The following is an 11,679-nucleotide window of genomic DNA, read 5'->3' as shown; positions in this document are numbered from 1 at the left end:
AGCTCGGCGGTTTCGGTGGGGGTTTTGCCGACCTTGACGCCTGCGGCTTCGAGGGCTTCCTTTTTGGCTTGGGCGGTGCCGGAGGAGCCGGAGACGATGGCGCCGGCGTGGCCCATGGTTTTGCCTTCGGGGGCGGTGAAGCCGGCGACGTAGCCGACGACGGGTTTGGTGACGTTGGCCTTGATGTAGTCGGCGGCGCGTTCTTCGGCGTCCCCGCCGATTTCGCCGATCATCACGATGACCTTGGTGTCGGGGTCGGCCTCGAACGCCGCGAGGGCGTCGATGTGGGTGGTGCCGATGACCGGGTCCCCGCCGATGCCGACCGCGGTGGTGAAGCCGATGTCGCGCAGCTCGTACATCATCTGGTAGGTCAGCGTCCCGGACTTGGACACCAGGCCGATGTGGCCGGGGCCGGTGATGTTGGCCGGGATGATGCCCGCGTTCGACTTGCCCGGGGAGATCACACCGGGGCAGTTCGGGCCGATGATCCTGGTTTTGTTTCCCTTGGCGACGGCGTGGGCCCAGAAGTAGGCCGAGTCGTGCACGGGGATGCCTTCGGTGATGACCACGGCCAGGCCGATCTCGGCGTCGATGGCCTCGATGACGGCGTCTTTGGCGAACTTGGGGGGCACGAAGATCACCGAGGTGTCGGCGCCGGTGGCCTTCATGGCCTCCTCGACGGTGCCGTAGACGGTGAGGTCCGTGCCGCCGATGGTGACGGTCTGGCCGGCCTTGCGGGCGTTGACCCCGCCGACGATGGTGGAGCCGGCGGCCAGCATCTTGGTGGCGTGCTTGGTGCCTTCCGAGCCGGTGAGGCCCTGCACGATGATCTTGGAGTTCTCGTTGAGGAAAATGGCCATGGGGATCAGGCTCCTGCCGCGGCGAGCTGGGCGGCCTTGTCGGCCGCGTTGTCCATGGTGTCCACCTGCGTGACCAGCGGGTGGTTGGCCTCGTCGAGGATCCGGCGGCCTTCCTCGACGTTGTTGCCGTCCAGGCGCACCACCAGCGGCTTGGTGGCCTCGTCCCCGAGGATCTTGAGGGCTTCCACGATGCCGGTGGCCACCGCGTCGCAGGCGGTGATCCCGCCGAACACGTTCACGAACACGCTCTTGACCGCGGGGTCGCCGAGGATGACGTCCAGCCCGGCGGCCATCACCTCCGCCGAGGCGCCGCCCCCGATGTCGAGGAAGTTCGCGGGCTTGACCCCGCCATGCCGCTGCCCGGCGTAGGCGACCACGTCCAGGGTGGACATGACCAGGCCCGCGCCGTTGCCGATGATGCCGACCTCACCGTCGAGCTTGACGTAGTTGAGGTCCTTGGCCTTGGCCTTGGCCTCCAGCGGGTCCTCGGCCTGCTTGTCCACCAGCTGCTCGTGCTCGGGGTGGCGGAACGTGGCGTTGCCGTCCAGGGTGACCTTGCCGTCCAGGGCGACGATCTTGTCCTGCGGGTCCCGCACCAGCGGGTTGACCTCGACCAGCGTGGCGTCCTCGGCCACGAAGGTCTCCCACAGCTTCACCACCACCTCGGCGGCCCGCTCCCGGATCTCCACCGGGAAATTGCCCTGGGTGAGGATCTCGAGCGCGGTGGCCTTGTCCACCCCGGCGATCGGATCCACCGCCACCTTCGCCAACGCCTCCGGGCGCTCGACCGCCAGCTGCTCGATCTCCACGCCACCCTCGGCCGAGGCCATGGCCAAAAACGTGCGGTTCGCCCGGTCCAGCAGGAACGAGAAGTAATACTCCTGCGCGATGTCCGACGCCTCGGTCACCAGCACGCGACGCGTGACATGACCCTTGATGTCCAACCCGAGGATCGCCTCGGCCTTCTCCCGCGCCTCGGCCGGATCCTTGGCCAGCTTCACACCACCGGCCTTACCCCGGCCACCGGTCTTCACCTGCGCCTTGACCACAACCTGCCCACCGATCTCCTCGGCGGCGGCCCGCGCTTCTTCCGGATTACTCGCCACAGCGCCGGGCAACACCGGCACACCATGGGCGGCGAAGAGGTCCCTCGCCTGGTACTCGTACAGATCCACTGGCACCCACCTTCATTGGTTGTGTCACAGCGACAGCCTCATTACGAGGATACAGTATTCTGTATGCAGAAGTCGAGGTTTCTGCCGCGCGGGGAAGGTCAACCCTGAACTGAGAAGACGAGACGGATGTCACTCGCTGTAGTGATAGGCATCACCAGGGTCGGGCAATCTGCTCATTGTATGCTGTAGGCAGTCGACCAATTGGCCGATACAACGGGCAAAGCACCGCCGTTACCGATTGTTGGGAGTACATCATGCCGTCGACCGAGTTGCCGCAGCAGATGTCCGCCCGCCGGATCGACCGGCCGGTGCCGCTCCGTGAACGCGTCTACCAGGCAATGCAGGAGCTGATCATCTCCCGGCAGCTCGCCCCAGGTCAGCACCTCGTGGAGAGCGAGCTCGCCGAGATGCTCGGGGTGTCGCGCCAGCCGATCCGGGAGGCGCTCCAGCTGCTGAACTCCGAGGGCTGGGTGGACCTGCGTCCCGGTTACGGAGCGTTCGTGCACGCGCCCACGGAGGCGGAGGTCGACCAGCTGCTCGTGGTCAGGGCCGCGCTCGAGGCCGAGTCGGCCCGGCTCGCGGCGCTGAACACCGACGCCGAGGGCGTCGCCCGCCTGCGCAAGCTGTGCGCCCAGGGCGAGGCCGCCGTGGCGTCCGACGACATCGACGGCATGGTCGCGGCGAACGCCGAGCTGCACCGCTGCGTCACCGAGCTGTCCGCAAACCAGGTGCTGCTCGACATGGTGTCGCAGGTGGACCGCAGGGTCCGCTGGTACTACACGCCGATCGCCCGCCACCGCGGGCACCAGTCGTGGCAGGAGCACGCCAGGCTCATCGACGCGATCGAGGCAGGCGACGCCGACGCGGCGGCCCGCACGATGCGCGAGCACACCGAGCGGACGCGCCAGTCGTACCTGGAGCAGCGTCGCGAGAACCCCGAGCCGGAGGTAGCTCCGGTACAGGTCCGGTCGCGCCGCAGGCGCACCGCGCCCGGCGTCTGACAAGGCGCCCTCTTCACACAAGACCACCGGGTCCGCGACGTGGCGGACACCGGGTTGTGAATGATGCCCGCGAACAGGAGGTGATAGAGATGCGTACCTGGAAGGAGTTGTGGAGGTCCCTCACGCAGGAGCCCGCCGGCTTCCGTGCTGACGGCCGCGTGCTGGGCCTCGGCCTCGCGACCGCTCAGGCGCGAGCCGGGCAGCAGGCCAGCCAGGAGGTCGAGGACTTCCTGCGGCAGCGTGCCGCCGAGGAGCGGCCGAGCACGACGTCGTCCTGACGGGCCGAGAAGGAGCTGCCAACGGAGCCAGCTCGATCTCGGCCCCCAGGGGCCGGGTCAGTCGGCCTGTGCCTCGGCCACGTCCGGCCGGGCCGTCGCTTCTTCGAGTTCCCGCGCCCGGTCCCTGCGGACCTTCAGCAGGCTCGCGATGGTGGTGATGGCGAGCGTGCCCACGATTACGCCGAGTGACACGAGGATCGGCACCTCGGGTGCCCACGGCACACCGTGGTGGTGCAGGGTCTCGGCGATCAGCTTGAGGCCGATGAAGCCGAGCACCGTGGCGAGCCCCTTGCTGAGGTACACGAGCCGGTCGAGCAGGCCACCGATGAGGAAGAACAGCTGACGCAGCCCCATCAGGGCGAACGCGTTGGCGGTGAACACCAGGTACGGCTCCCTGGTGAGCCCGAAGATCGCGGGAATGGAGTCGAGTGCGAACAGCAGGTCTGTCGTCCCGATCGCGATCATCACGATGAGCATCGGGGTGACCATGCGACGGCCGTCGACCCGGATCGTCAGCTTGGCCCCGCTGTACTCGTCCGTGGCGGGCAGGAACTTCTTGGCCGAACGCAGGACCGCGTTCTCCTTGAACTCGTCCTCGTCGTCGTCCTTGTGCAGCAACAGTTTCCACGCCGTGTAGAGCAGGAACGCGCCGAAGACATAGAACAGCCAGTCGAAGCGTGCGATGGCCTCGGCGCCGACGGCGATGAACAGGCCACGCAGCAACAACGCGATCACGATGCCGATCAGCAGCACCTTCTGCCGGTACTCTCTCGGCACCGCGAAGCTCGACATGATGATCACGAAGACGAACAGGTTGTCCACCGACAACGAGTACTCGGTGATCCAGCCCGCGAAGAACTCGCCGCCGTACTGTGGTCCCGCGAGTACGAGCACGCCGACGCCGAACAACGCGGCGAGCCCGACGTAACAGCTGACCCAGATCGTGCACTCCCGCAGCGACGGGTGCCGTGGGTTGCGGGACACCAGGTAGAAGTCGAAACAGATGATGGCCGTGAGGCTGGCGATGGTCACCAGCCACACCCACATTGGAATGTTCAACGTCGTCCCAATCTAGCGCAGGCAGGACCGGCCATCCGCCGGCGAAGGCGGATGGTGACGGTCCGATCCCGGCTCAGCGCTGCTGCGTCGTGGCCCGGCCACGGCTGCGCCGCCGTGCCTGCCGTTGTTCGTATACGTGCTTCGCGTATGCGGCGTACACCGCGTAGATCTCCGCGGCCTCCGGGTTGTGCGGGGCCATCCGCCGCCACCACCGCGGCGCGATGCGCTCGTGCAGCCACAGGAACCCGATGGCGAAGCCCGCGCTGATGATTCCCTGGTAGGCGAGGAAACCCAGCACGTCCGGAGGCAGTTGCGGCTCGCCGACGAGGATGAGGTGGGTCAGCACCTCGTGGGCCAGCCTGGCCAGTGGGAACCCGACGAGCCAGAAGAGCGCCGCGGGCGCGAACGCGCCGATGCGGACCTTCCGGAAGGCGGCGAGCAGCCCGTATGCGCCGCCCAGCAGGGCGAGCGGGACACCGAGAGCGAGCATGCTGACGAGTGCCCAGCCGATGGGCTGGCCGACGATCCCGGCCAGCCCACCGGCGACGGCACCGGCGATGAGTCCCACGACGAGCCCGGGAAGGGCGAGCTCGCCGAGCCGGAGCAGGCGTGTCGTGTCCATCTAGCTCACGACCACGCCGAATCGGAAGAGACTGTAGAACAGCATGCCCAGGTAGAACACCGCGCCGAAGCCGATGATGACGTTCGACCACCACTTCGGCCGGATCGGTTTCGGCAGCATCCGGTTGTTCACCAGCAGCAGGACGACGCAGTACGCGCCCATGGCGAACGTCGACAGGAACGCGAGGATGTCGAGCACGCCGCTCGGGCCGTCGGCCGGTCCGAAGTTCAGGATCAGGATGCCGAAGATGATCACGGCCCACAGGAAGAACGCGTAGAGGTGCGAGATCTTGAACCGCTTGGCGCCGGGCACGAAGAAGTACGTCATGTCCGCCTGACCGCGCGAGAACGAGTCGAACAGGCCGAGTGTCGCGTTGAGACCGATCAGCGCGATGAAGCCGAAGAACACGCCACCGAGCACCGAACCGCCCACCGAGGCGAAGGCGTCGGACATCGCGTTCAGCGCGGCATCGCGGTCACCGCCCTCGATGAGGCTCCGCACGTTCGGGTTCTCGCGCGCGGCGGCCTGTGCGAGCACGGTGAAGGAGACGGTCACCAGCATCGTGATGCCCCAGAACAGGAGCAGCGCGTCGAAGGTGACCCAGCGGCGCCAGCCCTTCCACTTCTTCATCTCGTCGGGGTCGCTGGTGTCGAACATGAACCCGCGGGCGGGCATCTCCTCCTGCTCGGAGGCGTGCCGGAGACCGCGGATCTTCGGCACGTGCGCGCCCATGCCCGCACCGCTGTCCCGCAGGTGCAGCGTGTACCACATCTGCTGCATACCGGAAGGCCCCGCGAAGGCGATGGCGCCGACCACGATCGGGAACCACGTGCTCGACATCGCGTCGGACGGGAAGTAGCCGAAGTTGAACATGCCGGTGATCGTGCTGGACAGGTCGCCCCAGCTGCCCACCAGCGACGCGACGATGGCCGTGCCGACCACGAGCGTCCCGATGAGCAGTGACAGCACGTTCTCCAGCAGGTTGTAGATGACCTTCGCCAGCGTGAACACCACGCCGACGAGTACCAGCGCGATACACGCGGTCAGCACCCACGGTATGCCGGTGATCTCCTCGAACGCGGCGGCGCCCGCGGAGAGATGGCCCGGCCAGATATAGACGAGTATCGCCACCGCGAAGAAGAACCACATCAGTGGTTTGAAAACGCGGGCGGCGCCGGTGAAGATGCTCTCACCGGTCGCCATGGCGTACCGGGCCATCTCCAGCATCACCACGGCCTGGAGCGTGACACCGATAAGGAACAGCCACCTGATCTCCGGACCGAAGACGAGCACGAGTCTCGGCCACATGTACGACTCGCCCATACCCACGCCGAGGGCGACGAGGAACACCGTCGGGCCCAGCAGGTGAATCGCGGGCGGAGCGTCGGGCAGCTTGCGGATCGGCATGGGATCGAGCCCGCCGGCCCGCCACACCCGTTCGGCTTTGCCCGTATCGGCGCCGGTCTCCCCGGCGCCCGACACGGGTACTTTCGAAGAATCCACCATTGGACCTCCAGTTTTCGAGGTGGCTGCCCCCTGCTAGCTGAGCAGACCTGCTGCCCTCGCCCAGCGGTACTTGGCTCCGAGGACCGCGACCGGCCGCTCGGTGGTGTACGGATAGGCGATGATTCGATGATCGAACAGGTAATCGCTGGCCTTCTCGACCTCGGTGTCGCCTGCCAGCGACGCGACGACCGGCTTGTCGATGCCCTTCGCCCTTGCCTCTTCCACGACTCGCGCGGTGAGCTCAGCGAAGACCATAGGCGGTGTCACGATCGTGTGCCAGTAACCCAGGATCAGCGCGTGGATGCGCGGGTCCTCCAGCCCGAGCCGGATCGTCGCCTCGTAGGTCGACGGCGGTTCGCCACCGGTGATGTCGATCGGGTTCCCGGCCGCGCCGAACGGCGGGATGTAGCGGCGGAACGCCTCATCCAGGTCCGGCGGGATGTCCATCAGGGACAGTCCGGCCTCCACGCACGCGTCTGAGAGCAGCACGCCCGATCCACCGGCGCCGGTGATGATCACGACGTTCTCGCCCTGCGGCGTGGGCAGCAGCGGAAGGCCCCGCGCGTACTCGAGCATCTCGTTCAGCCCTGGCGCGCGCACGACGCCGGCCTGCCGGAGGATGTCGTCGTAGACCTTGTCGTCACCGGCGAGCGCGCCCGTGTGTGAGCTCGCGGCCCGCGCGCCGAGCGCGGTGCGGCCGGCCTTGAGCACGACGACCGGCTTCTTCTTGGTCATGCGCTTGGCCGTCTCGACGAAGGCCCTGCCGTCCTTGAGGTCCTCGAGGTGCATCGCGACGGCCTGCGTGTTGTCGTCCTGCTCGAAGTAGGTCAGCAGGTCGTCCTCGTCCACATCGGACTTGTTGCCGAGGCCGACGATCGCCGAGACGCCCATCTTCGAGGTGCGGGCGAAGCCGAGGATCGCCATGCCGATGCCGCCGCTCTGCGACGTGAGGGCGACGCCGCCCTTGACGTCGTAGGGCGTGCAGAACGTGGCGCAAAGGTTCTGCGGCGTGTAGTAGTAGCCGTAGATGTTCGGGCCGAGCATCCGGATCTTGTACCGGTGCGCGATCTCGACGATCTCCTCCTGCAGCTCCTCGTTGCCGGTCTCGGCGAAGCCGGACGGGATCATCACCGCGGCCGGGATTCCCTTCTCGCCGCACTCGGTGAGCGCGCCCGCCACGAACTTGGCCGGGACCGCGAACACCGCGACGTCCACGTCACCGGGCACGTCGCCCACCGACTTGTACGCCTTGCGCCCGAGAATCTCGTCGGCCTTCGGGTTGATCGGGTAGATCTCGCCCGCGTAACCGCCGTTGATGAGATTCTTCATCACCGAGTTGCCGATCTTGCCCTCCTGGTCGGAGGCGCCGACGACCGCGACCGCGCGCGGGTTCATCAGGCGGGTCATCGACTCGAGGATCTCCTCCTGCGACAACTTGGGCGGCTCGGTGACCTCGCCGGTCTCGACGAGGATGCGGATGTCGGCGGCGACCGCCCCGCTGCCGCTCGCGAATACGGGGTTCAGGTCGAACTCGCGGATCTCGGGGAAGTCGGTGACCAGCGCGGACACCTTCTGGATGACGTCGGCCAGCGCGTCGACGTCCACCGGCTCCGCTCCGCGGGCGCCGTGCAGCACCTCGGCGGCCTTGATGCCGTCGACCATGGACCTCGCCTCGGCCGCGTCGAGCGGGGCGAGCCGGAACGTGACGTCCTTGAGCACCTCGACGAGCACGCCACCGAGCCCGAAGGCGACGATCTTGCCGAACGTCGGGTCGGTCGTGGCGCCGATGATCACCTCCTGGCCGCCGCCGACCATCTGCTGCACCTGGACTCCGGTGATGGTGGCCTCGGCGTTGTACGCCTTGGCGTTGGCGACGATCTTGTCGAACGCCTCCCGCGCCGCGTCTGCGCCGTCGACGCCGACGAGCACGCCGCCTGCCTCGGTCTTGTGCAGGATGTCGGGGGAGACGATCTTGCAGACGACGGACCCGCCGATCCGCTCGGCCAGCGCCGCCGCCTCGTCGGCGGTGGTGGCCAGCCCTTCGGCCGGGGTGGGGATGCCGTAGGCGTCGGCGACCCGCTTGCCCTCGGGCGCCGTGAGTCCGTCGCGGCCCTCCGCGCGTACCTTGTCGATGATCTCGCGGACAGCGGACTTGTCTGGAGCCGGCATACCTCAGATCACTCCATTCGCCTTGAGTTCGGTGAACCGGTCCTCCGCCAGGCCCAGCTCGTTCAGGTAGATCTCCTCGTTGTGCTCGCCCAGCAGCGGCGAGCGGTGGACCTCGACGGCGGAGTCGGACAGCTTGATGGGGCAGCCGACCGTCTTGTACTCGCCGCGCTTGGGGTGGTCGACCGACAGCACCATCTCGTTGTCGGCCAGCGAGGAGTCCTCGATGATCTCCTTCGTGGAGAGCACGGGCCCGCACGGGATGTTGTGCTCGTTGAGCCTCGCGAGCACCTCCCACTTGCCGTGGTTGATGCTCCACTCCTCGATCAGCTGGAACATCTTGTCGAGCTTGTCCAGCCGGGCCTCGGGCGTCGACCACTCCGGGTCGTCGGCGAGTTCGGGCCTGCCGATGAGCTTCGTGATGGGCTCCCAGCCGACCGGCTGGACGATCACGTAGATGTAGTCGTTGGGCCCGCCGGGCGCGCACTTGACCGCCCAGCCCGGCTGCCCGCCGCCCGAGGCGTTGCCCGAGCGCGGCACCGTGTCGCCGAATTCGTCGTTGGGGTACTCGGCGAGCGGGCCGTGGGCGAGCCGCTGCTGGTCGCGCAGCTTGACGCGGCAGAGGTTCAGCACGGCGTGCTGCATGGCGACAGTGACGCGCTGGCCCTTGCCGGTGTGCTCGCGCTGGTAGAGGGCCGCGAGGATGCCGGCGACGGTGTGGATGCCGGTGCCCGAGTCGCCGATCTGAGCCCCGGTCGCCAGCGGCGGCCCGTCCTCGAACCCGGTGGTGCTCATCGAGCCGCCCATCGCCTGCGCAACCACCTCGTAGGCCTTGAAGTGGGTGTAGGGGCCGTCGCCGAAGCCCTTGATGGAGGCGTAGATGAGGCGCGGGTTGATCTCCCGTAGCCGGTCCCACGTGAAGCCCATGCGATCGACGGCGCCGGGGCCGAAGTTCTCGGCCAGCACGTCGAACTTCGGCAGCATCTCGGTGAAGATCCGCTTGCCCTCGTCGCTCTTCATGTTGAGCGTGATGCTGCGCTTGTTGCTGTTCAGCATCGTGAAGTACAGACTGTCCACATCGGGCAGATCGCGCAGCTGTTTGCGGGTGATGTCCCCGCTCGGCGCTTCCAGCTTCACGACGTCCGCTCCGAGCCAGGCCAGTATCTGCGTGCAGGACGGTCCGGACTGGACGTGCGTCATGTCAAGGACGCGGACACCCTCGAGTGCTTTTCCCATGGTGCAAGCCCCTTTGCCCTACTTGTACATGGTCTGGTTCATCGTTCCCGGCGCGTACACGTCCGGGTCGACCCACACGTTGATCAGTGACGGCTTGCCCGACTCGCGGGCGCGCTCCAGCGCGGGACGGATGTCGGCGGGGTCGCGGACCTCCTCGCCGTAGCCGCCGAGCATGCGGGCGAACTCGCCGTAGGGGACGTCGCCGAGGGTGTTGCCCACCCGGCCCCGGCCCTCGCCGTACTTCTGGATCTGGCCGTAGCGGATCTGGTTCATCGACGAGTTGTTGCCGATGATGCCGATGAACGGCAGGTTGAACCGCACGAGCGTCTCGAAGTCCCAGCCCGTGAGGCTGAACGCGCCGTCGCCGAACAGTGCGACCACCTCTGCGTCGGGCCGCGCGTACTTCGCCGCCATGACGAACGGGACGCCGACTCCGAGTGTCCCGAGTGGACCGGGATCCATCCAGTGGCCGGGCGATTTCGGCTGCACCACCTGGCCGGAGAACGTGACGATGTCGCCGCCGTCGCCGATGTAGATGGAGTTCGGCGTGAGGAACTCGTTGATCTCGTGCACGAGCCGGTACGGATCGATCGGGTTGGCGTCCGACAGCTGGCGCGGCAGGCGCTTCTCGTAGGCCTGCGTCTCGACGGCGCGCAGCTCCTCGAGCCACGCCTTGCGGCCGACCGCGCCGTTGTCGACGCGGCCGGAGGCGGCCTGCGTGACGGCGGAGAGCACGAGGCCGGCGTCGCCGACGATGCCGAGGTCGACGTCGCGGTTCTTGCCGACGGTGCGGTAGTCGAGGTCGATCTGCACGACCGTCGCTTCGGTGGAAAGGCGCTTGCCGTAGCCCATCCGGAAGTCGAAGGGCGTGCCGACGATGATGATGAGGTCGGCGTTCTGGAACGCGTAGCGGCGGGCCAGCTGCAGGTGGTGCGGGTCCTTGGGAGCCAGCGTGCCGCGGCCGGAGCCGTTCATGAAAGCGGGCACGTTGAGCGTGCGGACGAACTCGATCGCCGCGTCGGTGGCGCGGCACGTCCACACCTGGCTGCCCAGCAGGACGCACGGCTTCTCGGCCTTGACGATCAGGTCGGCCAGCCGCTCGATGTCGGCGGGGTCGCCCGCGCTGCGAGTGGACGCGCGGTAGGCGCCCGCCTTCGGAATGCGGGCCTTCTCCAGCGGCACGTTCGCGTCGAGGACGTCGCGTGGGATCTCGAGGAAGGACGGTCCGGGTGCGCCGTGGTAGCACTCGCGGAAGGCCATCGTGACGATGTCGGCGACGCGCTCGGTCGCGGGCACGGTGGCCGCGAACTTGGTGATGGGCGCCATCATGTCGACGTGGGGCAGGTCCTGCAGCGAGCCCATCTTGTGCTGGGTCAGGGCGCCCTGGCCCCCGATCAGCAGCATGGGGCTCTCGGCGCGCAGCGCGTTGGCGACACCGGTGACGGCGTCGGTGGTGCCGGGGCCCGCGGTGACCACCGCGCAGCCCGGTTTGCCCGTCACGCGGGCGTAGCCGTCGGCGGCGTGTGCGGCGACCTGCTCGTGCCGCACGTCGATCACGTCGATGCCCTCGTCGACGCAGCCGTCGTAGATGTCGATGATGTGGCCGCCGCAGAGCGTGAAGATCACGTCGACGCCCTCTGCCTTGAGCGCTTTCGCCACCAGGTGCCCGCCGGAGATCGTCTGCGGTTCGCCGTTGGTGTTCGCCAGCGCGCTCGGCCGGCTCGCGCTTTCCGGCTCTGTCTTGGACATCTGCCCCATGTGCGTCGTCACTCCTTC

General features: G+C 67.7%; 10 protein-coding genes. 2 read left to right on the top strand and 8 right to left on the bottom strand.

The window, feature by feature from the left end:
• Together sucD and sucC are read right to left on the bottom strand one after the other, a co-directional pair.
• The coding region (sucD, locus tag DI005_RS13420; RefSeq protein WP_113642289.1) for a succinate--CoA ligase subunit alpha at positions 1-860 on the bottom strand (860 nt) is incomplete at its 3' end.
• Between the two features lie 5 nt (positions 861-865).
• On the bottom strand, positions 866-2,035 hold the full coding sequence (sucC, locus tag DI005_RS13415; RefSeq protein WP_113642288.1) for an ADP-forming succinate--CoA ligase subunit beta: 1,170 nt from the start codon (positions 2,033-2,035) through the stop codon (positions 866-868).
• A gap of 254 nt (positions 2,036-2,289) precedes the next feature.
• On the opposite strand from sucC, the gene DI005_RS13410 reads away from it, so the two are divergent.
• Positions 2,290-3,036 carry a GntR family transcriptional regulator gene (locus DI005_RS13410; RefSeq protein WP_112272595.1) on the top strand — a complete coding sequence of 249 codons (747 nt, stop codon included), beginning with the start codon at positions 2,290-2,292 and terminating at the stop codon, positions 3,034-3,036.
• Positions 3,037-3,125: 89 nt separating this feature from the next.
• Positions 3,126-3,314: a hypothetical protein gene (locus tag DI005_RS13405; protein ID WP_112272593.1), complete on the top strand. Its 189-nt coding sequence runs from the start codon at positions 3,126-3,128 to the stop codon at positions 3,312-3,314.
• 57 nt (positions 3,315-3,371) lie between these two features.
• Here DI005_RS13405 and DI005_RS13400 read toward each other — a convergent pair whose 3' ends face one another.
• The 6 genes from DI005_RS13400 to DI005_RS13375 form a co-directional block, all read right to left on the bottom strand.
• The gene (locus tag DI005_RS13400; RefSeq protein ID WP_170200593.1) at positions 3,372-4,373 is read right to left on the bottom strand and encodes a TerC family protein; all 1,002 of its coding nucleotides are present in this window, start codon (positions 4,371-4,373) and stop codon (positions 3,372-3,374) included.
• Positions 4,374-4,446: 73 nt separating this feature from the next.
• Entirely contained in the window at positions 4,447-4,995 is a 549-nt protein-coding gene (locus tag DI005_RS13395; RefSeq protein ID WP_113642287.1) for a hypothetical protein, read from the bottom strand.
• Entirely contained in the window at positions 4,996-6,501 is a 1,506-nt protein-coding gene (locus DI005_RS13390; protein ID WP_170200592.1) for an Nramp family divalent metal transporter, read from the bottom strand.
• 33 nt (positions 6,502-6,534) lie between these two features.
• Entirely contained in the window at positions 6,535-8,670 is a 2,136-nt protein-coding gene (locus tag DI005_RS13385; protein WP_113642286.1) for an acetate--CoA ligase family protein, read from the bottom strand.
• Between the two features lie 3 nt (positions 8,671-8,673).
• Positions 8,674-9,903 (bottom strand): formyl-CoA transferase, encoded by a 1,230-nt coding sequence (frc, locus tag DI005_RS13380; RefSeq protein ID WP_112272585.1) that lies wholly within the window; start codon positions 9,901-9,903, stop codon positions 8,674-8,676.
• 18 nt (positions 9,904-9,921) lie between these two features.
• Positions 9,922-11,652 carry a thiamine pyrophosphate-binding protein gene (locus DI005_RS13375; protein WP_369973576.1) on the bottom strand — a complete coding sequence of 577 codons (1,731 nt, stop codon included), beginning with the start codon at positions 11,650-11,652 and terminating at the stop codon, positions 9,922-9,924.
• Between the last annotated feature and the right edge of the window lie 27 nt (positions 11,653-11,679).

This window comes from Prauserella sp. PE36, from assembly GCF_003311655.1.
Classification (GTDB): Bacteria; Actinomycetota; Actinomycetes; order Mycobacteriales; family Pseudonocardiaceae; genus Prauserella_A; species Prauserella_A endophytica.
The sequence above is the reverse complement of the archived record's forward strand: the minus strand, read 5'-3'. Positions and strand labels throughout refer to the sequence as shown.